Origin of the sequence: Roseobacter sp. SK209-2-6 (assembly GCF_000169455.1) — a bacterium.
Classification (GTDB): Bacteria; Pseudomonadota; Alphaproteobacteria; order Rhodobacterales; family Rhodobacteraceae; genus Pseudophaeobacter.
In genome coordinates this window covers 167,491-192,555 of sequence record NZ_AAYC01000004.1, presented here as the reverse complement: position 1 = coordinate 192,555, position 25,065 = coordinate 167,491, and the positions used below count along the sequence as shown (strand labels likewise).

28 protein-coding genes are annotated in these 25,065 nt (G+C 54.3%); 13 read left to right on the top strand and 15 right to left on the bottom strand.

What is annotated here, in order from left to right; translation table 11 throughout:
- Positions 1-17 precede the first annotated feature (17 nt).
- Positions 18-1,346 carry a FliI/YscN family ATPase gene (locus RSK20926_RS08360; RefSeq protein ID WP_008205808.1) on the bottom strand — a complete coding sequence of 443 codons (1,329 nt, stop codon included), beginning with the start codon at positions 1,344-1,346 and terminating at the stop codon, positions 18-20.
- 89 nt (positions 1,347-1,435) lie between these two features.
- On the opposite strand from RSK20926_RS08360, the gene RSK20926_RS08355 reads away from it, so the two are divergent.
- From RSK20926_RS08355 to RSK20926_RS08315, 9 genes are read left to right on the top strand one after another with little or no spacing between them, the layout of a single operon-like run.
- Positions 1,436-1,825, top strand: a complete 390-nt coding sequence (locus RSK20926_RS08355; RefSeq protein WP_008205807.1) for a FlgB family protein — start codon at positions 1,436-1,438, stop codon at positions 1,823-1,825.
- A gap of 13 nt (positions 1,826-1,838) precedes the next feature.
- On the top strand, positions 1,839-2,231 hold the full coding sequence (flgC, locus tag RSK20926_RS08350; RefSeq protein ID WP_008205806.1) for a flagellar basal body rod protein FlgC: 393 nt from the start codon (positions 1,839-1,841) through the stop codon (positions 2,229-2,231).
- 22 nt (positions 2,232-2,253) lie between these two features.
- The gene (gene fliE, locus RSK20926_RS08345) at positions 2,254-2,553 is read left to right on the top strand and encodes a flagellar hook-basal body complex protein FliE (protein WP_008205805.1); all 300 of its coding nucleotides are present in this window, start codon (positions 2,254-2,256) and stop codon (positions 2,551-2,553) included.
- 3 nt (positions 2,554-2,556) lie between these two features.
- Complete coding sequence (locus RSK20926_RS08340; RefSeq protein ID WP_008205804.1) at positions 2,557-2,829, top strand: flagellar biosynthetic protein FliQ; 273 nt, start codon at positions 2,557-2,559, stop codon at positions 2,827-2,829.
- Complete coding sequence (locus RSK20926_RS08335; RefSeq protein ID WP_008205803.1) at positions 2,829-3,545, top strand: flagellar hook-basal body complex protein; 717 nt, start codon at positions 2,829-2,831, stop codon at positions 3,543-3,545. The genes RSK20926_RS08340 and RSK20926_RS08335 overlap by 1 nt, the downstream gene beginning before the upstream one ends.
- 10 nt (positions 3,546-3,555) lie before the next feature.
- The gene (gene flgG / locus RSK20926_RS08330; RefSeq protein WP_008205801.1) at positions 3,556-4,341 is read left to right on the top strand and encodes a flagellar basal-body rod protein FlgG; all 786 of its coding nucleotides are present in this window, start codon (positions 3,556-3,558) and stop codon (positions 4,339-4,341) included.
- Complete coding sequence (flgA, locus tag RSK20926_RS08325; protein WP_008205799.1) at positions 4,341-4,757, top strand: flagellar basal body P-ring formation chaperone FlgA; 417 nt, start codon at positions 4,341-4,343, stop codon at positions 4,755-4,757. The genes flgG and flgA overlap by 1 nt, the downstream gene beginning before the upstream one ends.
- Positions 4,757-5,497 carry a flagellar basal body L-ring protein FlgH gene (flgH, locus tag RSK20926_RS08320; protein WP_008205797.1) on the top strand — a complete coding sequence of 247 codons (741 nt, stop codon included), beginning with the start codon at positions 4,757-4,759 and terminating at the stop codon, positions 5,495-5,497. The genes flgA and flgH overlap by 1 nt, the downstream gene beginning before the upstream one ends.
- Positions 5,498-5,505: 8 nt before the next feature.
- A complete protein-coding gene (locus RSK20926_RS08315; protein ID WP_008205796.1) occupies positions 5,506-6,042 on the top strand; it encodes a flagellar basal body-associated FliL family protein in 537 nt (178 codons plus the stop codon).
- A 251-nt stretch (positions 6,043-6,293) separates the two neighbouring features.
- Here the strand turns inward: RSK20926_RS08315 and RSK20926_RS08310 are convergent, their stop codons facing one another.
- From RSK20926_RS08310 to RSK20926_RS08265, 10 genes are all read right to left on the bottom strand, one after another.
- Entirely contained in the window at positions 6,294-6,698 is a 405-nt protein-coding gene (locus tag RSK20926_RS08310; RefSeq protein ID WP_008205794.1) for a hypothetical protein, read from the bottom strand.
- On the bottom strand, positions 6,698-7,780 hold the full coding sequence (locus tag RSK20926_RS08305; protein ID WP_008205793.1) for an EscU/YscU/HrcU family type III secretion system export apparatus switch protein: 1,083 nt from the start codon (positions 7,778-7,780) through the stop codon (positions 6,698-6,700). Before RSK20926_RS08305 ends, RSK20926_RS08310 begins: the two co-directional genes overlap by 1 nt.
- The gene (locus RSK20926_RS08300) at positions 7,777-8,556 is read right to left on the bottom strand and encodes a flagellar biosynthetic protein FliR (protein WP_008205792.1); all 780 of its coding nucleotides are present in this window, start codon (positions 8,554-8,556) and stop codon (positions 7,777-7,779) included. The genes RSK20926_RS08305 and RSK20926_RS08300 overlap by 4 nt, the downstream gene beginning before the upstream one ends.
- On the bottom strand, positions 8,553-10,586 hold the full coding sequence (flhA, locus tag RSK20926_RS08295) for a flagellar biosynthesis protein FlhA (protein WP_008205791.1): 2,034 nt from the start codon (positions 10,584-10,586) through the stop codon (positions 8,553-8,555). Before flhA ends, RSK20926_RS08300 begins: the two co-directional genes overlap by 4 nt.
- 52 nt (positions 10,587-10,638) lie before the next feature.
- The gene (locus RSK20926_RS08290) at positions 10,639-10,947 is read right to left on the bottom strand and encodes a hypothetical protein (RefSeq protein ID WP_157133071.1); all 309 of its coding nucleotides are present in this window, start codon (positions 10,945-10,947) and stop codon (positions 10,639-10,641) included.
- Between the two features lie 130 nt (positions 10,948-11,077).
- A complete protein-coding gene (locus RSK20926_RS08285; protein ID WP_198136568.1) occupies positions 11,078-13,591 on the bottom strand; it encodes a hypothetical protein in 2,514 nt (837 codons plus the stop codon).
- A complete protein-coding gene (gene motA / locus RSK20926_RS08280; protein ID WP_008205788.1) occupies positions 13,588-14,457 on the bottom strand; it encodes a flagellar motor stator protein MotA in 870 nt (289 codons plus the stop codon). Before motA ends, RSK20926_RS08285 begins: the two co-directional genes overlap by 4 nt.
- Before the next feature lie 76 nt (positions 14,458-14,533).
- Positions 14,534-15,154 (bottom strand): MotE family protein, encoded by a 621-nt coding sequence (locus RSK20926_RS08275; RefSeq protein ID WP_008205787.1) that lies wholly within the window; start codon positions 15,152-15,154, stop codon positions 14,534-14,536.
- Complete coding sequence (locus RSK20926_RS08270) at positions 15,154-15,606, bottom strand: hypothetical protein (protein ID WP_008205785.1); 453 nt, start codon at positions 15,604-15,606, stop codon at positions 15,154-15,156. The genes RSK20926_RS08275 and RSK20926_RS08270 overlap by 1 nt, the downstream gene beginning before the upstream one ends.
- 9 nt (positions 15,607-15,615) lie before the next feature.
- The gene (locus RSK20926_RS08265; protein WP_008205784.1) at positions 15,616-16,143 is read right to left on the bottom strand and encodes a flagellar basal body-associated FliL family protein; all 528 of its coding nucleotides are present in this window, start codon (positions 16,141-16,143) and stop codon (positions 15,616-15,618) included.
- Between the two features lie 119 nt (positions 16,144-16,262).
- Here RSK20926_RS08265 and fliF point away from each other — a divergent pair, with 119 nt between their 5' ends.
- Genes fliF through fliP form a run of 4 tightly spaced genes read left to right on the top strand, consistent with a single transcriptional unit; the run spans position 16,263 to position 19,576 of the window.
- Positions 16,263-17,948: a flagellar basal-body MS-ring/collar protein FliF gene (fliF, locus tag RSK20926_RS08260; protein ID WP_037254356.1), complete on the top strand. Its 1,686-nt coding sequence runs from the start codon at positions 16,263-16,265 to the stop codon at positions 17,946-17,948.
- Positions 17,948-18,547 carry a hypothetical protein gene (locus tag RSK20926_RS08255; protein ID WP_008205782.1) on the top strand — a complete coding sequence of 200 codons (600 nt, stop codon included), beginning with the start codon at positions 17,948-17,950 and terminating at the stop codon, positions 18,545-18,547. The genes fliF and RSK20926_RS08255 overlap by 1 nt, the downstream gene beginning before the upstream one ends.
- On the top strand, positions 18,540-18,836 hold the full coding sequence (locus RSK20926_RS08250) for a FliM/FliN family flagellar motor switch protein (protein WP_008205781.1): 297 nt from the start codon (positions 18,540-18,542) through the stop codon (positions 18,834-18,836). Before RSK20926_RS08255 ends, RSK20926_RS08250 begins: the two co-directional genes overlap by 8 nt.
- Positions 18,833-19,576 carry a flagellar type III secretion system pore protein FliP gene (gene fliP, locus RSK20926_RS08245; RefSeq protein ID WP_008205780.1) on the top strand — a complete coding sequence of 248 codons (744 nt, stop codon included), beginning with the start codon at positions 18,833-18,835 and terminating at the stop codon, positions 19,574-19,576. Before RSK20926_RS08250 ends, fliP begins: the two co-directional genes overlap by 4 nt.
- Positions 19,577-20,087: 511 nt before the next feature.
- Here fliP and RSK20926_RS08240 read toward each other — a convergent pair.
- From RSK20926_RS08240 to RSK20926_RS08225, 4 genes are read right to left on the bottom strand one after another with little or no spacing between them, the layout of a single operon-like run.
- Positions 20,088-21,191, bottom strand: a complete 1,104-nt coding sequence (locus tag RSK20926_RS08240) for a flagellar basal body P-ring protein FlgI (protein ID WP_008205779.1) — start codon at positions 21,189-21,191, stop codon at positions 20,088-20,090.
- Complete coding sequence (locus RSK20926_RS08235; protein ID WP_008205778.1) at positions 21,191-22,195, bottom strand: flagellin; 1,005 nt, start codon at positions 22,193-22,195, stop codon at positions 21,191-21,193. The genes RSK20926_RS08240 and RSK20926_RS08235 overlap by 1 nt, the downstream gene beginning before the upstream one ends.
- A 4-nt stretch (positions 22,196-22,199) precedes the next feature.
- Positions 22,200-23,654 (bottom strand): flagellar hook-associated protein FlgK, encoded by a 1,455-nt coding sequence (flgK, locus tag RSK20926_RS08230; protein ID WP_008205776.1) that lies wholly within the window; start codon positions 23,652-23,654, stop codon positions 22,200-22,202.
- A 43-nt stretch (positions 23,655-23,697) separates the two neighbouring features.
- Complete coding sequence (locus tag RSK20926_RS08225; protein WP_037254352.1) at positions 23,698-24,999, bottom strand: flagellar hook protein FlgE; 1,302 nt, start codon at positions 24,997-24,999, stop codon at positions 23,698-23,700.
- Positions 25,000-25,065: the final 66 nt, after the last annotated feature.

The window sequence follows — 25,065 nt, the reverse complement described above, 5'->3', positions numbered from 1 at the left end:
AACTCTCAGCTCAGAGATCAGCGTTTCTTACCTGCCCGCCGAAGCAACAATTGCAGCTTGCCAAAGCTGTTTGAAATTCCCTGCGCGTCTTCTTTGCCAAAGAAACTGTCCAGTTCTGGCCAGAGCTTCACCGCCTGATCCAGCACCAAATCGTTGCCTTCAGAATAGAGGCCAGCGCGGATCATCACTTCGGATTGCTCATATGAACCAAGGTATTTTCGCACCTCTAGGATCATCGCGTTTTCGTCATCCGTCGCTGCAGCTGGAAGGCTACGCGAAACGGAGCGAGATACATCAATCGCCGGGAATCGTCCGCGTTCGGCAATTTCGCGATTAAGAACAATATGTCCATCCAGCACCCCTCTCAGAATGTCTGCAATGGGTTCCTCCATGTCCGACCCCGCCACAAGGACGCTGAAGACCGCTGTGATATCTCCATGCCCCTCTGCGCCGGGGCCTGCTCTCTCGCAGAGACCCGTGATCAGGGGGGTGACGGAAGGCGGATAACCCCGCAGGGCCGGCGCCTCACCCGATGCTGCCGCAATCTCTCTGTGCGCTTCGGCAAAACGTGTCACAGAATCTGCCATAAAGAGCACATTCTTACCCTGATCGCGAAAATGTTCTGCGATGGTCATGGCAGACCAGGCACAGCGTCGGCGTACCAGCGCGGATTGGTCAGAGGTTGCTGCAACCACGATCGCGCGTTTCATCCCTTCTGGACCGAGAACCTCTTCAACAAAGTGATTCACCTCTCGCCCGCGCTCACCAATAAGGGCCATAACAACAACGTCGGCCTCCATCGATTGCGCAAGTTTAGCCAACAAAGTCGATTTACCAACACCCGAACCTGCAAAAAGACCGACCCTTTGTCCCTGAACGACCGGGAGAATCGTATTGAGAACTGACAGCCCCGTCGCAAGCCGGGCACCCATTTGGCGCCGTCCTGCCGCTTTGGGTGGTGGCGCCATCAAGTCTCGTGCCTCACTTCCGCGCAACATGGGGCGCCCATCTAGTGGTTCACCAAATGGATCAATCACCCGTCCGACCCAATTGTCAGAAGGCGCAAAATCTGCGGCAGGATGCAACAAGACCCGATCTCCAATCGCAACGCGATCTGGCGCTCGATCTGGCAACATGCTGATTTTACTTACATCTATTTTCAGAACTTCACCGTGAAGGTGGTCCTTTGGACCGCGCTGCAAAACCAGCCGATCTCCGATCCGGGCATGTTTTTCCAGCCCCGATATTTCTATTTCCCCACCGGTAATTCCTGTGACGCGCCCCATCTGTGTAACCAACTTCCTGCCGGCGATTTGTTCCGTCAAAGCTTTCAGCTCTGCAATCATGGCCTAAGGCCTCCACTTAGCTTCTGAAAACAATTTCTAAAGGAATCAGGGTTAAGCCTTGATTGAAATCGCTCGAGGGAGAAGCCCCGATGTTTACGGAACTGAATGTTTTCAAAATCGCATATTCCATGGCGACCCATGCAGGGAAACGCCAGGCACTGGTGTCTGAGAACATCGCCAATGCGGATACCCCTGGCTATCACGCCAAGGACATCAAACCCTTTAAAGAGATCTATGCCTCCGGTACTCGCCCTGGTGAAATGATTGCCTCTCGGTCCAATCACCTGAATGGCGCGGTTGGTAGTGATCTGGATTGGGCGGTTTCGCGTTCCAAGGAAGGCAGTGATCCCAACAACAACTCCGTCTCACTGGAATTGGAGATGCTCAAAGGCGTCGAAGTGCAAAGACAGCACAAACGCGCCCTCGCGGTTTACAAATCCTCGATGAACATTCTGCGCGCAAGCCTGGGCAAGGCATAAGGAGGTCTGACCGATGAGTGAATTTGCAAACTCCCTGAATGTTACGGCCAGCGGCCTGAAAGCACAGGCCAAACGCCTGCGCCATGTTTCGGAAAACATCTCCAACGCAGACACGCCAGGGTATCGCCGCAAAACAGTGCCTTTCCTGGCGGTACGCGAATTGCAGAACGACGCCGAAAAGGTAGAGACCGGTCGCGTTACGCTTGACCGCACCGAACTGACCAACATCTACGACCCAACGCATCCGATGGCGGATGACACCGGTCACTACGAAGGCTCAAACGTCGATCTGATGATCGAGATCGCTGATGCCCGCGAAGCGCAGCGCAGCTATGACGCCAACCTCAAAATGTTCGAACAAACCCGCAGCATGTCCGCATCTTTGATGGACCTGCTGAGACGCTAAACCAACCTCGAGGAGATCCAGAATGGATATTCGCTCTGTTACTTCAGCCGCCAGCGGCTATACGGCGGCCCGCCCCGCTACCAAAGTTGATCCGGATTTCAACGGTCCCAGTGCCGGCGATCAACTGAAGTCAAGCTTTGCCCAGTTCGCCAACACTTTGCGCGCAACTGAGACCACCGCGGTTCAGTCCATGACCAGCTCCAGCGACCCACATGCTTTGGTTCAGGCTCTGGCACAAACCGAGCTCGCCGTAGAAACCGCAGTGACCGTACGCAACAAGGTTGTTGAAGCCTACCAGGAAATCCTGAGGATGCCGGTCTAAGCCATGATGACTGAAGGCCAATTCTACGACACCCTGCGGCAAGCACTCTGGACTGCCGTGACAATGTCCACCCCCATTCTGACCGTTGCTTTGGTGGTCGGATTGGCCGTCGGCCTGTTTCAGGCCCTGACTTCCGTTCAGGAAATGTCTCTTACTTTCGTGCCAAAGCTGGCCGCGATTGTTGTCGTGTTCTGGATGACCATGGGCTTCATGACCCAGACCCTTGTGGCCTTTTTTGACGGCCATGTGATTCCCTTGATTGCTGGAGGCTCCTGATGGGTGCTACGAGCTATACCACCCTGTCCCGCCAAAGCGGCTTGATGCGCGAAATGCGCGTCGTGGCAAACAATATTGCCAACTCCGCAACCACTGGCTACCGGTCAGAGGGCCTTATTTTTTCTGAATATGTGCAGTCGTCACCAGGGCAGCAGTCTCTGTCGATGTCACGCGCCAACATTTACAACACTTCGCTGGAACAAGGTCAGTTGACCAAAACTGGCGGCACCTTTGATTTTGCGATTGAGGGCGAAGGGTTCTTCATGGTGGAAACACCGATGGGAGAACGCCTGACGCGTGCTGGTGCCTTTTCTCCCAATGCCGAAGGTGACCTGGTTACCATGGATGGCTATCGCGTCATGGACGCGGGCGGCTCTCCTGTCTTTGTTCCAGGCAGCGCCCAATCCATCGAGGTTGGCGCGGATGGGACCATCACCGCAGATGGAAACTCCATCGGACAAATTGGCCTGTTCCGCCCTGCTGATAAGAACACAATGGTTCGCGAGGATGGCGTCATGTTCCGCGTAGAAGGGGACATCGACCCGGCTGAGAATGTCGCCATGCTGCAGGGCTATACCGAGGGCTCGAATGTCAATGCCATCGGTCAGGTAACCCGCATGATCGAAATCCAGCGGGCCTATGAAATGGGCCAGAGCTTTCTGGAAACAGAAGACCGGCGCATTCGTGATGCCATCAAGAATCTGATTAAGTCGTAGGAGAAACCCAATGCGTGCCCTGAAAATCGCCGCGACCGGCATGAGCGCCCAGCAACTGCGTGTTGAAACCATTTCCAACAACCTCGCGAACATGAACACCACGGCCTATAATGCGCGTCGTGCGGAATTCGCCGACCTGCATTATCAGCAGGTCAGCCGGGCCGGCACAATCAATGCCTCTGACGGGACTGTGCTGCCAACCGGTGTGCAGGTCGGTCTGGGTGTGCGTCCCGCTGCGATCTCAGTGCATCTGAACCAAGGGGCGCTGAAACAGACCAATAGCGATCTTGATGTTGCCATTGAGGGCAAGGGCTATCTGGAGGTCACACTGCCTTCTGGGCAAAGCGCCTATACACGCGACGGTGCGTTGAAACGCTCGGCCGAAGGCCTGATTGTCACCTCTGACGGCTATCCGGTCTCTCCTGAAATCACCATTCCAAACGATGCCCTAAGCATCTCGATCAACCCTGAGGGCGAAGTCTACGCCTATTTTGACGAATCAACCGCAGGTCAGCTGTTGGGTCAATTCAATCTCGCAGGCTTCACCAACCCCAAAGGCCTAGAAGCCCTTGGTAGCAACCTCTTCATCGCAACAGAAGCGTCGGGGGCCGCCAATACCTCCACCGCTGGAGAGGACGGCCTGGGCAGCCTTCGGCAGGGATACCTAGAGGGAAGCTCCGTTGATTCGGTCCGCGAGGTCACCGAGCTGATCGAGGCCCAGCGCGGGTATGAAATGAACGCCAAAGTCATCTCAGCTGTTGATCAGATGATGGGCGCAACCACTCAGGTACGCTGATGAAACACCTTCTCGCCTTCCTCATCGCTGTGACAGCACAAAGCGCTCTGGCCGATATTCTGGTGCCTCTGCGTACCATTCGTGCCAAGGAAATTATCCAGGCAACCGATCTGACGTTCAAAAAGGTCAACCTGCCTGGTGCTCTGTCGGATGCAAATGTGGTGGTGGGAATGGAGGCACGCGTGGCTCTTTATCCGGGCCGCCCTATGCGTGCCGGCGACATCGGCCCACCAGCAATCGTCGATCGCAACGATCTGGTCACGCTCGCCTATCGGCAAGGGGGGCTAACCATCATCACCGAGGGCCGCTCTCTAGGGCGCGGTTCGGAAGGTGAAATCATCAAAGTCATGAACCTAGCATCAAGATCAACAGTGACTGGCCGTATCAATGCTGACGGGTCCGTAGAGGTAAGATAATGAAAATGAAAACTCTTTTCACCACAGGACTGATTGCAGGTCTGTTTGTACTAGGTGCCTGCAACCGTATGGATCACCTGGGCAAGCCGCCCAGCTTTACCCCGGCGAATGAAACGCAAGAACATGTTGCGATGCTTTGGCAAGGTCTCCCACACCAGGTCCAAAGCCAACGACCCGTTGACAACGCCTCTCTCTGGAGCGGTTCACAGCAATCCCTGTTGGGTGATCGGCGCGCCATGAACAAGGGCGATATCCTTACCGTTGTGATTGAGATCGATGAGGAGGCCGAAATCTCCAATGACACCAGCCGATCCCGATCAAGTTCAGAGAGCCTGAATATGCCACAGCTATTGGGTCTCCCACAGCGTCTGGATGAGCACCTCCCGACAGGAGCCTCAGCCGCTACCGCTGTTGATCTGGGCGGTGCCTCGACCTCACGTGGCAACGGTTCGGTAAAACGCAGCGAAAAGCTTGAACTCAAGGTCGCGGCAACCGTTGTAGATATTCTGCCTAACGGTGTTTTAGCCATCAGCGGATCGCAGGAGCTGCGGGTGAACTTTGAACTACGTGAACTCTTGGTTTCTGGCTACGTACGGCCGCAGGACATAAGCCGTAAAAACGAAATCACCTATGACAAGATCGCCTCTGCGCGTGTCTCCTATGGTGGTCGCGGTCAAATCACCGACGTTCAACAACCAAGATACGGCCAGCAAGTGCTGGACGCGATCCTACCATTCTGAGGTAAGCCATGATCGCCAAACTACTCCCCGTTATCCTGCTTGTCATCGGCACCGGTGCCGGGATCGGAGCCGGCATCATGCTGGCCCCTGCCCCAGCGCCACCACCTGAAGTGGCGGCTGCCAGTTCAGATCACTCTGACGATATGGGTGACGATATGGACATGGAAATGGACAGCTCCGATGACAATCACGTCGCGCTTGAAGATCTTCCTCCGGAACAAGAGCGCGAATACGTCAAGATCGCCAACCAATTTGTTGTTCCAGTCGTTGAAAAAGAAACTCTGTCTTCGCTTGTTGTGATCTCCCTATCGCTAGAAGTTCGAAAGGGGTTAAGTGAGCGGATCCACACCTATGAACCAAAGCTGAGAGACGCCTTTCTGCAAGTGTTGTTTGATCACGCCAACATGGGCGGTTTCCGCGGTGCCTTCACGCGTTCGGATGTGCTTGACCCCCTTCGCACCGCTCTGCGCGAGGCGGCTCAAAGAGATATTGGTAAGGGCATCTATGACGTGTTGATCATCGAGATTTCCAGACAGGACGTCTGAAACAAAATACTCTACCCAATACTAAAAGACCGGCCCCAACAGGAGCCGGTCTGTTTTGTTGGTCAGATGAATACCTACGGTTCAAATGAGCAGAACTGTCATAGGGCTGTTGTTCACTACCCTGCACAATTGGTTCGCCGTGAGCTTGAACCAGCGAATGCCAGTAGGCGAACCCGCCTGTTTTTGTGGTGTTCAAGAGTATCCCAGGTGGGGATCGCGCTCGTCTTGAGCATTCGGAACTACATGCGGTTTTATTGTTGCAGCAATCGGTCTGTAAGAGCTTTGGCCTTGGCGGCTTTCAGACGCGTCTGTTCCGTCTTTGCCATATCTGAAACTGCGGTTTTCCGACCAAAAGTTCGGCGTAGCCGGTCCATCGCCATCAGCTTCTTTGCGGTGACCTGGGCAAGTTCCATGTTGAGCTGTTTGCGCGTTCGTTGATGCCAGCCCTCCCACAACAGGTCCGCACCCAAAGCGCGCATTCGCAGATCATCGTCTGTCTCTGCACGGCTTTGTTGGACTTGATCCGAGAGTTTCTGGATCTGTCCGCGCAATCTGGCTTCGTGATCCAGGACCGGCTTGATACGCGCATGTTCACGCAGGTACTGGGCCTCAGTGACCGCTGCCATTTGTTTGAGCATCGCCATTTTTTGCTTCATCAGACGCCTCCCTTCGCTCTTTCACGCATTTCTTCGGCAAAGCGAATCGCCGCCGCCACAGGTGCGTAGTGTTCTTCCATAACTTCTTCGCCAATCTCGATCGTCGCATAGAGTGCGCGGGCCGTTGGCGGATCGCTGTGAATGGGCACAGCGTTTTCATTTGCAACTTGGCGGATTGCTGCCGCCACCTCATCAACCCCTTTTGCCACACAGATCGGGGCGGTTCCGGCCCCGCCTTCCCATTTCAGTGCAACCGCGTAATGGGTTGGGTTCACAACAACGACGCTTGCATCAGGCACAGCACCCATCATCTGTCCCAGGGCGATAGCCTGAGCCTTTTGACGGCGCTTTGCCTTCATATGCGGATCGCCTTCGCTGTTCTTTTGCTCATCCTGGATTTCTTTCCGCGACATCATATTCTTGCGCCGATGTTCCGCATGCTGGAATACCGCATCCACAACTCCGATCGGCAAAGAGACCAACAGGGCGATGACCAAGAACTCCATCCCCAATTCGGAAAGGAGCTTGATGACGCTGAAAGCGCCTGTGCCAACAGAAGCGATCATCTCGGGCATCCGATGGGTCAGATAGACACCAAGGCAAATCGAATAGATGGTCAGTTTGAAGGCGCTTTTACCAAATTCAAACAGACCAGCTCGACCCAACTTGTTTTTCGCGTTCGAAATGATCGAAATTTTTGAGAGCTTCGGCTCCAGCTTACTTGGGGCAAAGACAAGAGCTTTCTGACCCAAAATCGAAAGCAGAACCAGCACCGCAGGGATCAAGAAAAGCGGAATCAACGGAGTTGCGATCGCGGTAAGCAATCCACCTACCGGCGCAGTTCCCCCGCCGTAGAACAATTGCTGGGCCAAACGGTCTGGCTGATCAAAAAAGGTCATCAGCACTGTGCCTGTACCCGCAACCATATCGGCTCCAACCGCATAGAAAGCGAGTACAAGACCCAGATAGGCGGCAGCAACGGACAAGTCGGTTGATTTTGCAACCTCACCTTTCTCGCGTGCCTTCTGGAGCTTCTGTGGCGTCGGCTCAAATGACTTATCTGAGTCATCATCCTGGCTCATTGCGCCCCTCCCCCCGGATTCATAAAGAACGCCATCAATGCGCGCATCCAGACATCCAGGATCAGCGGGCTGCCGACCATCAGGATAAGCATGCCACCCAGCGTGATGACCGGAGCCCCAACAAAGAAGACCATCAATTGCGGCATCGCGCGGTTAATGACACCAAGTGTCAGGTTGTAAATCACCGCGGTAACCAGAAACGGGGCCGCAAGGGTGAAAGCCATATAGAAGCTCTGCGAAATCCTGTGAACGCCCCATTTGGAAAACATGCTAGCTGCGGGGAACTCTCCAACCGGGAAGAACTGGTAGGAGTAGATCAAAAACTCAGCAATGCGGACATGTAGCCCCATCATCACCGCCAGAGCCAAGCCTCCAACCATCAAAACAGCACCGATGGCTGGCATGGCTTCTGCTCCGATGCCGCCTAGAACTTGCGACAATGAGGTTGATTGCGCAGCGATCGTCCCGGCGGTCTGAAGCCCCATTATGAATAGCCGTACCCCCATGCCCAGGGCGAGACCGATAATGGCTTCACTCACCACCAAACGGCCAAAGAGAACAACATGATCGGGCGCGCCGATCTGGGGCAGTGCAGGCGCGACTACAAAGGTAAAGGCGATTGCAATCGCCAGCTTCACCCGCATAGGCACATATTGCTCCCCAAAGGCAGGCAAAACCGACGACATTGCCGCAACCCGCAGAAAAACAATGGCAAAATGCCAGGCTCCAGCACCTAGAAAGGCCAAGAGTTCCGGTGGCAAAGCCAGAAGTGTCATGCAGCAACCATCCCGACCAGAGCTGGGCGAGCTTCCAGACCAATCTCCTCAAAGGAAAGAACTGGATTTGTTATGCCGCGCGATTTCAGAATTGTACGCAGATAGCGGCGGCGGCGGGTCGAGGTCACAACAGCAGCAAATACACCTTGCTCTGTGACCATGTTCAATCGCTCGCTCAGCCCTTCGGCCAATCGGTTGAACATATCCGGCGGAAGGGCAACGTCCAGATTTCCACCATTCACATCCACCTGGTAGGTGGTGAAGGTATCTTCCCATTCCGGGGCCAGTTGCACCAGTGGAATGGTTCCGTCCTCCCGCTTCATTTCTGCTACAAGTTGGAAGCCCAGACGCTGGCGAACGTGTTCGCAAATCGTTTCTGGCTGGGTTGTATGCACCCTCGCTTCAGCGATCGATTCCAAGATCAATGGAATGTTGCGGATCGAGACACGCTCCTCGAGAAGCAGGCGCAGCACCGCGTGCAGCGTATCCATCGGCACCTTGTCGGGGATCAGATCGTCAAGCAGTTTACGGTTTGCTTCTGCTCTGTAAGCATCGGATAGCTCTGTCATCTCATTGAGCAACCGGCGCAGGGATTTGAAGGTCAAAAGCCGCGAGAAGTTGAGCTTGATGACCTCTAGCAGGTGCGTGGCCAAGATCTCTGGTGGGGTTACAACAGTTGCCCCCGACAAGGCGGCCTCTTCCTGCTGGTTGGCGGTAATCCAACGCGCTGGCGCGCCGTAAACTGGTTCTGTAACATCGGTGCCCGGCGGCAAAGCGTCGTGATTATCTGGCAGCAGTGCTAGGACCAGGTCTGGATGCAAATTACCGCGCACCTGCTCAACGCCTTGCACCTTGATTACATAGGTTCCGCGTTCAAGATCACCCTGATCCGTCAACCGGATCTCTGGCAAGATCAGGCCAAAACTGGTTGCAACATGGGTTCGCATATTGGCTATCCGCGCATCAAGCCCGGTTCCCGCATCCAGCACCATGCTGACAAGATCCGGAGCAAACTCCAGATGCAGGTCATCCAGATCCAGAATATCACCCAGTACTTTGCTTGGCTCCGGATTTGCAGCCTCTTCCATTTCTTCTTCGACCGCACTCTCTTCTTCTTCGACGGATCGCATATGCTGCCGATAGGCCGTATAGCCCAGAACGCCTGCGCCAACGATGAAAGGCAAGAACGGCAGGCCAGGAACCAGAGCAAACAAGGCCATCAGGATTGCAACCGTTGCCAGCGCTGCTGGGTGCTTGCCAAACTGATCAAAGATCGCGATGTCTGTCGCCCCGGTGGCCCCACCACGGGCCAGCAGCAATGCCGCAGCGATCGAGATGATCACCGAAGGGATCTGGGAAACCAGGCCGTCGCCAACGGTCAGGATCGCATAGGTCTCAAATGCAACGGAAACTTCCATACCATGGACAAGTACGCCCATGACCAATCCAACCACCAGGTTCAACAGGGTGATCAGCAGGCCGGCAACAGCATCGCCTTTTACGAATTTTGACGCACCATCCAGTGAGCCGAAGAAGGTGGTTTCCTTCTGATCCGTCTCACGACGGTCCCGCGCAGTCGCATGGTCAATGGCACCTGCGGACATATCTGCGTCGATCGCCATTTGTTTGCCAGGCATCCCATCCAAAGCAAAGCGAGCACCCACTTCTGCCATACGGGCCGCACCCTTGGTGATCACCATAAAGTTCACAATCAGCAGAACGCCAAATGTCACCAATCCCAAGAAGACACTGCCGCCCATAACAAATTGGGCAAACCCCTGAATAACGTCCCCTGCTGCATCAGTGCCAGTATGCCCCTGCCCGATGATGAGCTTGGTCGATGAAATATTCAACGAAAGCCGAAGCATCAGCGAAGCAAGCAGGATCGTCGGAAAAGAGGAGAAATCCAACGGCCGCTCGATAAAGAGCGTGATTGTAAAAATCAGGATCGCTAAGCCAAAGGAGGCCGCAAGGCCTACATCCAGCACCCAGGCGGGCATCGGCAAGATCATCATGACAATGATTGCCATGAGAGCCAGTGCCAAAAGCACTGTAGGGCTGAAAAGCTGTTGAACTGTCAGTTTAGGCACGGTGTTTCTCTTGTTGTTGCGCAATCACATTGCGGGTCAGACGAAGGTAGCTGGACCGTTCTGGACCAGAGCACTGCATTTTCTTTTCGGCATGCATTTTGAGGGAATCAGCAAGAGATCCACCAGTCTTTCGCCAACCTTTTGAAAAGGTTGACAGACTGGACATTGGGAAGCGAACACCCGATGTCGCAGGCTTTTTGCGGGGGAAAAGAGATAAAAGCGTCGCAATGCCGATGAAGTTTACCTTCACCACCGGGTACAGCCGCTTACGCGGATCTGAAATTCTGGTTTCCATCGGCATTCTGCCTGCTCAATTGCGGATTCATCCGCCTCTGAAACTATGGCGAGACCATTGATAAACAGTTATCAGAACAGGCAAAGGCCGCCATTTACATGACGGCCTTCAAGCGATTCAAAGAGCTTGAATTCGCTTAGTTTTCAGTCTCGGAAACCGTACCAACCCGGTTTAAAAGGTCCATGATGCTATCGCGTGTACCAATGCTGCTTTCCACCAGGGCACGTGCATGCGCAAGAGGCTCCAACCCTTCAGGATCCGCACTGGTTTCCTCAATCTCACTGGTGACGCCGGCAACAGTTTCAAATGGAAGCTGTTCGTCACCTCTCGTTGAAATTATGGTCTCCATCGCATCACGATCTTCTGAGTGCCAAAATCCGCGCGCAGCCGCATTTCGATCCTGCTCTGCCAGCATATATTCGCTGGCGCGACTATATTCGCCGTTCCGCCACAGGGCCTCGGCACGCAGCTTATTCGCCTTGGAGCCTTCAAGCCCCATCAGTTCAACCAGAGCATTGCTGGGTTTGTCCAATGCCAGAGCGATTTCAGCAGTCATCAAACGGCGTTCGGTGTTACCTGGCTCAAGTGCCAGTTTTTTCAGAATAGATTCTGCCTGTTCCGCAAAACCCAAATCAAGCAACCGCCGAGCCATCAGATCTGCAACGGGTGTTGCCTCATTTACTGTGGCGAGCTGTGCAAAAACCAATCCATATTTCAGGAAGGTGACATCATCCGCGCGCTCCGTCAGCAATGTCATCAAGGGAGACATAGTCCGCGCTCTGGCGGCCGGGCCATCATGATCTGTGACTTCTTCCAGCTCAAAAAACGCCTGTTCAAATCGACCCATCAAAGCCAGTGAAACAACCTCTGCATCTCTCAGCCGTGCGCCCAATTCGGTATCGCGACTTTCCAATTCATAGGAGGCCGCAAGTTCCGGCACATCAGGTGATAGGGCCTTGCGTTCACGGTAGCTCAGCTTGATCAGTTCAATCAGAGCATCTGGCGCGCTCTCGGTGCGCTCAGCAACCTCATCTGTGAGCTTTTCCGCAACGGTTTCGGTATCCCCGACCAGTTCGGCAATCGCTGCCTCGGCGAGGTTGATCTCTGGCACAGGCTCTGCCCCGGTCCGGGTCACAGCCCGCAGGATAGCCTCTGCAACATGATGGTTGCCCGCTTCAGCAAACATAGTGCTGACCCTTGGTCCCAGGGCAACGCGTAGATGACCCGGCAGCCGCGCAAAGGTCTGTTGGATTGCATCTGTATTAGCCCGTTTCTTGATGACACCATCACCCAAAGCAGACCAGAAGGCGGCTTCGCTATCGCAGCTTTGCTGCCCGGAAAATGGATGGTTGATGTCAAGTTCAGCGCCATCCAGCAACTCAGCCATGGCAAGTTGCAGCCTGCGGCGTCGGGGATCTAACCTATTTTCCGGCACCATAGCCAATGTCGCCTTTGCCTCGGCTCCAAATCCGAAATAAAGGAACAGCTTCGCAAGGCGCCGCGCGGTCGCAGGATTCACATCATCGAATTCACGTACCAAGGCGATGCGCAAAGGGCTGATCTGATCCGCAAAGGGTTCTTCATTGCCCCAGCTGTGAACCGCAAGCTCACTATCAGCGATACAATGATCTTCTTGGTCATCATCATTGCCGGAACTCGCAACCAAACCAACCTCTCGGTCGATTGCGGAAGTAACAGAGATATTATCCAGGGCGTTCAGAGGGCGATCTGACCGACCCAGTGGTTCGAGCATCCGCTCGTTTTCCAGCCCAGGAATATCATCCAGTGCGATATCCAGAAGCCCTTGGTTTGTGGCTCTGCCGATTTGCTGCAGCAGGCGTTTCTCAGAGGCGTTGACCGCGGCAGTGCGGGCACTTTCCTCCAAATCGAGCAGCAAGTTCACGTCTGGAACATCAGAGGCTGGGGCTGTGTCCTGCCCCTCTGCGTCTTCAGTACTCGCCAATTGTGGCTGGGCTTCACCCTCTGGGACGTGGCTAAGCTCGGAACTCAGCCCCTCAACCAGCAATCTGGTTCCTGTCGAGGGTTCCGGTGCCTCATCAAGACTGCCTTGGGCATGCTCTTGCGTGATTTGCTCAACGCGCCTTTGCAGATCTTCCTCGAGGAGATTGCTGGCAGCATTCCCAGCCACCTGGGCGCGCTGGTTCAAGGCGAGGCGTGCATCCATAATTGCGCCTTGAGACAAATTGAAACTATAGGAGCTACCCGGGAGAGGGGCCCCAAACGAGGTATTCCCCAGTAGCGTCCCCGCATGGGCCGCTTCAGGCGCGCCACGCCCCGCGCGGATGTCCAGCACCAGATATCCATTGCTCTGGATATAACTCTTGATTTCGCAATCACACCCAAGCTGCAATTGCAGTGGTTTCCCCGGCGCCACTTGCGAAAGCGCCTTCAGTCGATCCTGAGGAATTTTGTTGAAGACCCGAGAGGTATCGAAAAGGACGGATGGGGAGTCAATCCTCAGGCTTGCGGAACGGCCCGTCTGATTGAGGGCCCATTTTGCACCGTCCGGAAGCCGGAAAACCAGGCGAGAGAAGCCATCGTGCTCGCCGGAGCGGGCAACGATGGTCTGGGCCTGGGAGTAACCCGCCGCCATAATCATGGCGGCTATAGCTAATGCACGCCGTATCATGCTGCGTCCTGTTTCACCGACCTCAGGGCCTCTTCCAGCTCAGAGAAACCTGGGCGAATATGAGAAGGAGTATTTTGGCGACCAACCTCGATGCAGATCGCTGCTGCATGGTTATGCAGGTTCGCAACCAGAACCTCTCGAATGAGTTGGTAGAAATGTGCGTCTTCTTCGGTAATGGTTTTCACCTTGCCGGCGAAGGGACCAACCAAACCATAGGCCAAGAAAACCCCAAGGAAGGTACCCACCAGAGCACCACCGATCATCTTACCCAGAACCTCTGGTGGCTGGTCGATCGAGCCCATTGTTTTAATAACGCCGAGAACCGCCGCAACAATTCCAAGAGCAGGCAAACCATCTGCCATAGTTTGCAGCGCGTGGCTGGAGTGCATTGCATGGTGCAGGTTTGCCTCCATGCGTTTTTCCAGAACCTCTTCGACCTGATGCGGGTCATCATAGTTCATCGAAGCCGAGCGCATGGTGTCGCAGATCAGATTTACTGCCTCACTGTCACCAAGAATTTTGGGATACTTGTTGAAAACAGAAGAGTTTTCAGGATCTTCAATATGCTGTTCCACCTCGACCGGATTTGCGCGCGCGATTCGGATCAACGAAAAAAGCAGGCACAGGAGATCGCGATAATCATCCGACTTCCACTTTGGTCCCTTAAAGACCTTCCCGACATCTTTGAGGGTGTGTTTTACCCCACTGGCATCATTGCCAATCAGGAAGGCGCCAACTGCGGCACCACCAATCATCATCATCTCAAATGGCAGCGACTTGAGGATGATCGCCATCTTACCGCCAGCCAAGAGATATCCACCAAACACCATTACAAAGATGATGAGAATACCCACTATTCCGATCATAGGGCCGCTCCGAATTCCATTGCTTTTTTTAAGATTAGGCGAGTCTGATTAAGAAAGACTGATCACTGAACCCAAGTTATTCCTTGGGTACAGCACTATTGCGCCCGGCCATGACCACGCTGATCGTATAGGCTGCTTCTGGGCTAAGCCCAGCCATGATGCCTGCTGCCGCTTGCGGCTTCATGCGCGCCAGAAAGCCTGCTGCGAAGCTTGGGTCCATCTCTTCAAACAGAGCGGCCGATTCTTTCGGCTTCATCTGCTCGTAAACAACGGTCAGACGATCAACATCTGCCTCGGTTGCGCCATCCGCCAGCGCAAGCGTCGAGCGCAGCGCCTCTTCGGCCTCTTGCAAGGCAGCCAGTTTTTTCTCGATTGCTTGATCCGCAATCTCCAGGGCCTTCATCCGGTCGGCAATTTCCGCTTCGCGCATTTCCAGATTGACCTCTCTCTCTTGGAAAGCGGCCAACATGGTTTGCAACTCAGCAGAAGAGGGCATTTCTTGCACATGCAGAGCGCCGGAATCATTCATCTCTGCCATATGATCTTTTGCCTCAACGTTCCCCATTTCTCGTGCAATCGCCGGCCCAGCTTCGATTCCAAGCCGCACCACGGCCGAGCCAATCAGCAGCAGGGAAAGCGCCAACAATGCGCCACCGCGAATTCGGCGCTGCTTTTTTACCTTTTTCTTCTTTGCCATTATGCCACCCGGTTCCTCTCACGGCTGTGACGCTTGAACATAACGCCTGTGTTTGCCGCTTCTTCTACTGGTTCCGCATGGGTTGCCTCTGATTCATAGGCAGCAGCCAGAGCGTCACGCTCTTCGGCAGCAGCCTGCGGGGCCGGTGCTGCCGAAGCGGCCTGAACCTCGGGCATGTCATGCATCGATGCCATCATCAGCTCTAGTTTCTGTGCCACCGCTTCAGCGCGATGGGTCAGCTGTTCAAGCTCTTGGGTCGACATATCCGTCATCTTGCGGGTGGCCGCAAAAGACTTGTTCAAATCATCCACTTGCGAGGAAAGGACGGCTACGGCACCGCCAACGCCCTTTTCCAAATCATTGAAACTTTTCAACCGGCGCGACAGCACCAGACAATAAAAGCCAGCCCCTAGGGCTCCAGCCGCAAGCAGGATATCAGCAATAAGGTCCATCCCGTCCTCCTAGTTCAATACGAAATCCATAATCAGCAAATCGCGAACACGCCCCTGTCCGGTGGCTATGTTGATTCGCCGCAGCATCTGTGCGCGCAGTTTTGGCAAGGCCATGGGATCGGTCAGATCCTCCAGCTCCAGAGCGCGTAAATAGCTATTTAAGACATCGACAACACGGGGGAGGACTTTCTCGACAGCAGCCTGATTGGCGATATCGACCTCTAATTGTGCGCGGAACCTCAGGTGTTTCAACCCGCTGGCTTTGCGCAGCGTGATGACAATTGGTTCCATATCTATAAAGGCAAGATTGGCCAAATCCTCAGCCGTCTCACCACTATCTACGCCTTCTGGCGCCACTTCGGCCGCATGCATCTCTTCGGATGATGCTGACTGACCAAAGGGAAGAAGGCCTGACTGTGCGGCAAAGAAACCACCCCCGCCGCCTACCAGAGCCAGAACCACGCCAATGATCATGGGCAGTTTGCTCTTTTTGGCGACTGGTGCGTCTTCTTCCGCATTCACTACAGCGTCTGTCATGGCTATCCCTAAAACGTCGTGCAAGTTCTTCATAACCCCTGAGGAACTAACCGAATGTTAAGGCCCCTCCGTCAAAAAGGACGCACATCGGAGAGAACGCCGATGCTACGGAGGTTAAATTGCAGCAGATCAAGAATGTCTGGACTGGGTTGGATGCTAAGAAGCGGCTGATAGTGGCAGGAGCCACCATTGCCGTAGTAGCAAGTGTCCTGGCGATGTCTCATATAGTGAGCAAACCCACTATGAGACTGCTCTATGCGGGGCTGGAAAGCGGTTCCGCTGGAGATGTTGTTCGGTCCCTCGAACAACGCGGAACACCATATGAAGTAAGAGGCGGTTCTATTTATGTGCCGTCAGATCAAAGAGATGAGCTCCGTCTGACCCTCGCTAGCGAAGGTCTGCCCGCAAATGGCGGCAAGGGGTATGAGCTGCTCGATTCTCTGTCCGGCTTTGGCACCACATCGCAAATGTTTGACGCAGCCTACTGGCGCGCCAAAGAAGGCGAATTGGCGCGTACAATTGTGGGCAGCCCCCATATCAGCCAGGCCCGTGTCCATATCGCGAATACTGGATCGAATCCTTTTCAACGCACTGTAGATCCAACTGCCTCCGTATCAGTTGTTCCTCTTGGCTCGCCGATCACCCCCGCGCAGGCCAATGCGATTCGCTTCCTGATCGCCTCTGCGGTCACGGGTTTGGCCGTTGATAATGTTGCTGTAATCGATGCCAATGGGGCCTTGATCGGTTCAACTGAAGCGGCCGCAGCGGCAGGCGCCGGATCAGATGACCGCTCACAGTCGATTCGCGACCGCGTCATGCGCCTTGTCGAAGCACGGGTGGGCCATGGCAATGCTGTAGTGGAAGTCAGCGTAGATACAGTCACCGATACGGAATCAATCCGAGAAAAGCGTGTCGACCCGGAAAGCCGCGTTGCAATCAGCACAGATGTTGAAGAGCGGGCCGATTCTTCCAGCAATCAAACCGGTGAAGTCACCGTTGCCTCAAACCTCCCTGATGGTGATGCAGCATCGGGCGAAGGATCCAAAAACAATACAAGCGCCACCCGCGAACGCGTGAACTACGAAATCTCAGAGACCGAGAAAGAGATCATTCGCGGACCAGGCGCCATCAAACGCCTGACAGTCGCCGTGCTCATCAATGGCACCACTTCAACAACAGCGACTGGCGAAACACAGTTTGAACCTCGCCCGGAGGAAGAGCTGGCGGCACTGCGCGAACTCATTTCCGCAGCGGTTGGCTTTGACGAATCGCGCGGCGATGTCATCACCCTAAAATCCATGGAGCTGCCAAGCATCGAACCCCAAGGGACTGAAGCGACAGCTTCCTTCATGGACAACCTTTACTTCGACACGATGGGAATCATTCAGGTTGCTGCGCTCGCGCTGGTCAGTCTAATTCTGGGCCTCTTTGTCGTACGGCCAATCCTGGCGTCCTCGGGCTCTGGCGATTCTGCCGCGCTCCCTGCTCTCTCCTCTCCAGACCCCATGGGGGATTTGCCGGGTGGGCTACCTGAACTACCAGCCATGAACACTGCACCGAATATGGGTGACTTCATGATGAACCCTGATCTGGGCTCCAACATCGCCCTGGACGGAGAAATTGAGAACGAGGCCGGCCAATTTGATTCCCTTGGCGGCATGGGCGGACTTCCAGCGCTCGGCGGCGGTATGGGAGGCGGGGGCGACAACCCCGTTGATCGCCTGCGCGAGATGATCGGCGAGCGTCAGGAAGAAACTGTGCAGATTCTGCGCGGCTGGCTGGAAGAGAATGAGGAACGTGCCTGATGAGTATCAATCACCTGCTTGAAGATTTCGGCCCAGCCACCAAGGTCGAAGCGATAATTCCGGAAATCTCAGAGGAAGTGGTCGAAGAACAGCGCCTCATCTCTTTTGAAAAAGGGTATAGCGCCGGCTGGGAAGACGCCGTGACCGCCAAGGACAAAGAAACAACCAATATCTCCGCAACCCTCGCCAGTTCCCTGGAAGATCTGAATTTCACCTACCAAGAGGCGCAGTCGCAACTGGTTGAATCGCTGGATCCGATGTTCAAGGTTCTGACCAGCGCCGTGCTACCTGATGCGATGTCCGCAACTTTTGGGCATCATATCGTCGACCAGATGAACGATATGGCGCGCGGCCAGACAAACCAACCCATGGATATCGTCGTCTCCCCAGGAGAGGGCAACGCCGTGCGCGCACTTCTTCCCGAAGGCTTTGCGGTACCAGTGAAAGTCACTGAAAGCGCAGACCTTTCCCTTGGTCAAGCCTATTTGCGTGTTGGGCAATCCGAACGCGAAATCAACAGCTCCGGGCTGATTGAATCGATCAATGATTCAATTGATGCCTTCACCTATCACGTCAGAGAGGACAGCCATAATGGATGAATCCGAGAATCTCAACATGAAAGCAACTGATGCTAGCAACCCCTTTGTATCGGTACCTGTCGAAGTAGTGGTCTCTGTAGGCAAGGCCCGCCCTTTGATCCGTGATCTCGTTGGTCTCGGGGAGAACGCCATTCTGACCCTGGACAAGAGAGTGGAGGATCCCGTGGATCTCTACGTTGGAGATCGCCTTGTTGCCCGCGGTCAACTTGAAGAAATGGATGGTGAACAGGCCGGGCAGCTGGCCGTGCGCCTGACAGAAATTGCCGATTTGCAAAACGGGTTGGGATGACACGCAATAGCCTAATAGTTGCTGCGCTCGCGATGAGCGCAGCACTGATGCTTCCGCAGGCGGCTCTTGCGCAGGAGCTCAGCCTGTCGCTTGCGGATGGACAGTCGATTTCAGCGCGTTCTATTCAGCTGATCTTGCTAATAACAGTGCTAAGTCTGGCTCCTGGCATGTTGATCATGATCACCTGTTTCCCATTCCTGGTGACGGTGCTTTCGATCCTGCGGCAGGGCCTTGGGCTGCAGCAGGCACCACCAAACATGCTGATGATCAGCCTTGCGCTCTTCCTCACCTATTTTGTCATGGAGCCTGTCTTTACCGAGGCTTGGCAGACAGGCATAAGCCCGCTTATTGAAGAGCAGATCGATGTGGAGACAGGTCTCATCCGTAGCCTGGAGCCATTTCGAGGGTTCATGGCAAACCGTCTGGATCCGGATACTTTCTATGCCATCGCGGATCTTCGTCCTGCCACCAAAGGGATTGATCCGACCGTTGATGCACCGATTTCCGTTCTGGTTCCCAGCTTTCTTCTGTCAGAGATTGCCCGTGCGTTCCAAATCGGCTTCTTGGTGTTTCTCCCCTTCTTGGTTATCGATCTGGTTGTTGCAGCGGTTCTTATGTCGATGGGCATGATGATGGTGCCTCCTGCCGTTGTGTCCCTCCCCTTCAAACTTGCCTTCTTTGTGGTGGCAGATGGTTGGAGCCTGATCGCAACAGCCTTGGTCCGCAGCTATTATCCCTAATCTCTAAAATACGCCTCAATTTGCACAGACCAGATTTTCTAATAGTCGCCCCCGTGTTCTGCGCTGGGGCGACTATTGGTTTTGCTACGTAGTGTTTCCATCTGGGGGAGCTTTTTTGCCTTTGCGATGTACTGGGTTGTACCTCTTAAGGTCCCGTTCTTCACGAAAGACCCAGACCGCTTTTGTAATAATCTCTGAAGTCACCAAACAGCGGTTTTCCGCGCTGTCCATTGCTCCCAAGCCTGTCAAACCTATGCCTTTTACCCTTCAAAGCTCACCATCAAAATTCGACACCGCCCTCAACCTCCATCTCACTAATTCGGGAAACGCTCTGCATTCCAACGTGCACCGCACGTAGGGAGACCAGCTAAATCACGCTTAGGTCTTTGCACGCCTAGGACCTATCCAACCTTTTCTATCGGGCAAACCAGTCTTGTCCGAGCGGACAAGAAACCCCCGGAAAGCTTGTGCTTTCCAGGGGTTAAACAATCGATCCATTGAGTTCAGCTGGTCATCGGACGACAAACTCTGCGTGCAGGGCTCCGGCTGCTTTCAGGCTCTTGAGGATGTCTATCATGTCACGTGGAGAGACACCCAGAGCATTCAACCCAGCAACAACTTCTGACAGGGATGTGGTCTCTGGAACTTCTGCCAATTGGATGCCTGGCTCCTCATCAATGGCGGCAGTTGTACGCGGCACGACGACCGTAGACCCATCCGCAAATGGATTAGGTTGTGCGACCAATGGCGCCTCTTCGATCCTGAGCGTCAGATTACCCTGCGCCACAGCCACGCGAGAAATTCGTACATCGCTGCCCATGACGATGGTGCCTGAACGTTGATCAACGACCACACGCGCCTTGCGCTGTGGCTCAACAAGGATGTTTTCGATCCGGCCGATCGCATGAGCTGTGGAGCGAGAGTTTGTACCACCAATGTCGATGCGAACCGTGCCGGAATCCTGCATAAGCGCAACATTGCGGCCAAACTCTCTGTTCACCGCGCGCTCGATACGGCCCGCAGTCGTGAAATCGGGTTCCCGAAGCGCCAAACGCATGGTGGAGAGTGACGAGAGATCAAAATCAATCTCACGCTCGACCCGACCGCCAGAAGGAATGACACCGGCTGTGGGAACACCCTGTGTCACACTTGCTCCTTCACCTTCGGCAACTGCCCCACCAGCAAGAATTGTACCCTGGGCCACCGCGTAGATCTGCCCATCAGCGGCATTCAGTGGCGTCATGATCAACGTTCCGCCCAGCAATGATTTTGAATCACCAATGGCAGAGACCGTAACGTCGATATTACCACCGACGCGCGCAAAGGGAGGCAAGGTCGCTGTGACAAAGACGGCCGCCACATTTTTGGGACGGAACTGTTCACCCGTCACATTGACCCCCAACCGTTCCAGGATGTTGGACATGATATCTTCGGTGAAGGGCGAGTTCCGCAGACCGTCCCCGGTCCCGTCCAGGCCAACAACCAGGCCATACCCAACCAGATCATTGCCACGCACACCGTCAAATTCAACGAGGTCTTTTAGGCGAATAGCGTTCGCTTGAACCATGATTGGCAAGAACAGAAAGACGATCAAGTATTTGATTAAACGTGTCATTATAGGAAGTTCACTAGGCTAAGTCTGGAGCTACGCGCTGTCACCGTGTAGAGAATTTCTAGCTGGTTTTGCGACGCTTCAAAACGGCTGGTTGTTTCATAGGGATCCGAGAGAACGATCTCATTAAAGGCCAAGCTCAAACTGGTCTTACTGGCCTCATTTCTCGTTTTGGCCCGATCCAACTGCTCTTCGACAAAACCCACATCAGCCTGTGCTGAAATCAGTTTGAGATCACTGTCAGCAAGTTCAGACGCAGAAGCACGAACAATATCTACTTTAGTTTGATCCGAAATAGTCACACCAGGTTCATTTACCAGAGACAGAATCGCAAAACTCTGCAGAGCATGTTTCAGACGTTCATCATCTGCGCGAATGCTCAGCGACGCTGAATCCCCGTCACCAATTTCCACCGGCGAAACATCGGTTGTGGATCCCACATACATTGCCGTATCAAAGCCGGTTGGATCATCGAACCAATCTTTGACCGCCTGAATAATGTCAGCAACATCTGTCAGACCTGAGACCTCTCCGACCAGCTCAGTCATGAGAGTATCGGCACTATTCAAAGGCGATGTTCCCGTAGCCGTCCCCGCAAAAAGGCTTCGTCCCCCTGACCAGGTGTTAAAAGCGCCAATGGTTGAGGCCAACTCTTGTCGACCCTGATCAGAGAATCGCTCCGCTTCAACCGGTGTGGTTAAAGTTGAGAGAGAAAGGAGATCGTCACGCATTTCTCGCACACCATTATGCGCACGCGAGAGACTTCCCTGCATACTGATCGCGAACAATTCAGTCTCATTTGCCGCAACGATCTGGCTATCAATGCGTTTCAGGTTGTCTTCGATATCCGCAAGAAAGGAAAAGTCCCCACCCAGCTCTGCTGTCAGGTCCGATTTCTTCCCTGTCGACATCTCTTTGGAGAGGGTGGCGATATCTCGATTGAGTTCTGCATTTCTGTTTTGCAGAAACGCATGCATGCTCAGGTCACCATAGGTCTTGTAAATCATCCTCTTAGATCCTCAGCAATGTTTGCATCATTTCGTCCACCGCCTCGAGCATCTTGGCATTCGCCGCATAGGCGCGCTCAATAATCATGAGGTTTTGCAGCTCCGCATCGGAGTCCACACCAAGTGCCAATTTGGCCTTGGACATCTCTGAAAAGCTCGCCGCAGCAAAGCTCATTGTGCTGTTGGCAGTGTCGCTGTCCCGTGCGAACCGCGACATGACCGAAGCCGATAGAGTGTTCAAGCTGCCGGTGATCGCCCCTAGTTTGGTGGTCGAAACAGAGCGCGTTTCTGCCAGCCGATCACTATAGGCTGTCAGCAGGCTGGCATTCCCTGGATCACCTTGGGACGCCGCATTGATGCCATCCCGAAACCGCCAGGTTTCGGCCGCACCACTCAGCGAAACGGAACTGTTCAATTCCAGCCTTGCGGACAGGCCAACGGTATTTGCTGGAACGGTATTATCAAAGAACCCGCCCGCATCCGTAAAGATACCCGCATCTGTTGCCCCCAGTGTGGCATCCAAGGCAGGGTCCTGAAAGCGTTCAACCAAATCTTGGGCAAGCGCATCCAGATCATTCTGGGCCTCAACCGCCGCACTATCACGAATATCAAACTGTGCGGCCAGGGTCCCGCCCCTCAATGGGCCGTCCGCCGAAGTGTCAATGAGTTTGCCATTGACCTCGAGCCCATTGAGCAAACCATTGTCCAGCGTCATATGGGGTTCGATGGTCTGCAGCGCGTCAAAGGTGATTTCCGACGCACGCCCATCAATCAAAGCAACCCCACCCTCGGAGTAGAGGGCTACACGACCCTGGGACCGCGACAGAACATTGACGGGAATAATCTTGTTCACCTCGTCAATCAGCTTATCCCGCTGATCCTGCATCGCAGTTGTGCTGGTACCGGCTGCCTCGGACACAACAATGCGCGCATTGAGTTTCTCGATTTCCTTTAAACTGTTGTTCAGTGTCCGCACCTGAGAATTGATCGAGGTTTCAGCCTCAACTCTCAGTGCGTTCAAGCCATCAGCCGCATGGGTGATGGTTTTCACAACGAGATCCGCCTGCACGGAAAGCTGGTGCAGGCGTTCTGTGGAATCCGGTCGCGAAACTGCTTCGATCAGAGCAGAATCAAAATTTGAAACCTGCGCAGAGATCGAGGTGTCATCGTCCACGACGCCAACCAAGCTGGACATCCGAGAATAGAAGTTGGCATAGGTTTCAGCCGCCGAATGCTCCGCCTCAGCGGTACGCGCTGAGGCTTGCAATGCAGGGTCTATAAGACGCTCAACCCCATCAACCTTTGTCCCGCCTGTATAAGAATTGGTTGAGAGATTCAGCCGTTGCGCCGAATAACCAGGTGTCAGGGCATTGGCCAAGTTTTCCGACACCACTTGGGAAGACCGCGCATTGGCGGTCAACCCAGACATGGCTGAGTTGATTGCACTTGTAATGGTCATTTCAGGCCGCTCTTTCTAAGCCAGGGTCAAATTCTAGCGGGTTTTACCGCTTGATGTTTGTGGTTTCCTGCAGCATCTCATCGACAGTCTGGATCACCTTGGCGTTTGAAGAATACGCCCGCTGCGTCTTGATCATATCTGTCAGCTCAGTCGCCACGTCGGTTGCTGATTCTTCCATGGAATAAGAAGCAACCTCACCCGTTGGGCCATCACCCGCATCCCACAGGAAGTAGGACCCACTTTGCGATGAGGGCAGGTAAGTCTGTTTATCCAGTGCTTTCAGCCCGTTGGGGTTCGCCATATCGGCCAGCGGAACCTTGTAGATGACCTTACTGGCACCGGAGTCGTAATTCGCACGAACATATCCCTGCGCGTCGACCTCAACCCCGACCATGGTGCCCACTTCCGATCCATCTTTGGTGATAGAAGCAGGTGCAAAGGTGTCAGAGAGCTGGGTCAAGCCATCACTTTCACCAATCAACCCCAGTCCGATTTCCATTGGGCCGCCGTCGACATTGATCATGACTTTGCCGGTCGTAGCATCATAGGCACCACCGGTGACAGCAGTCACCGAGGCAAGCGAACCGCCTGCGGTTCTGCTATCGTCGAAGGTGAGAGTATATTCGCCAATCACGGCTCCACCAGAGGCGCTATCCGAAATCTGCATGGTCCATTCATTTGACGATCCGGTAGCCGGAACCGTTGGTGTAAAAGATACTGTAAGGGTCTGCGAGCTGCCCAAGTTATCATAATACTCAACGGTCAGGGTCTCAGTATCACCATCACCACCTGCTTCGGTCTCTGTCGCAGGCAGATTGACGCCAAGCGTAACTTCGGTGGTTGGTTCACCGGTTAGCTGGTTCATATTGTACTGGATCGGTTCCAACCCTTCCGCTGTATCGCGAGGGCCATCATCAACTGTGCCATTTGCATTGGCCGGCCAACCCATCAGAACCAAGCCCGATGCCGTGGTCAAATAGCCGTCCGCGTTGGTACGGAAAGATCCGGTAGTGGTCAGCATCATTGTGGGATTGCCGTTGCCACTCTCAACTTCTGACAAAGCGGCTACTGGCAACATGCCACGGCCGCTTACCGCCAAATCCGTCGCATTATTGGTACCAACCAGGGGGCCGCGTTCATCAACAAGGCGCAGTTTATCAAAACCTACGCCACCAGCGGTGTAGCTTCCGCCTTTGGATCCAACCACCATTGACTGAAAATCGGTTTGGATGCGCTTGTAGCCGCGTGTTGACGAGTTTGCGATATTGTCGGAGATAGCCGCCAAAGAGCTGGCGTTTGCACTCAATCCGGAAACTCCGGCATTCAGGGCGGAAGAAATGGTCATAGTGCGCCTTTCTGCTGCAACAAATCCTTCTTGCTGCAAGTTCTAGCGCATCAGCACTTAACGGGC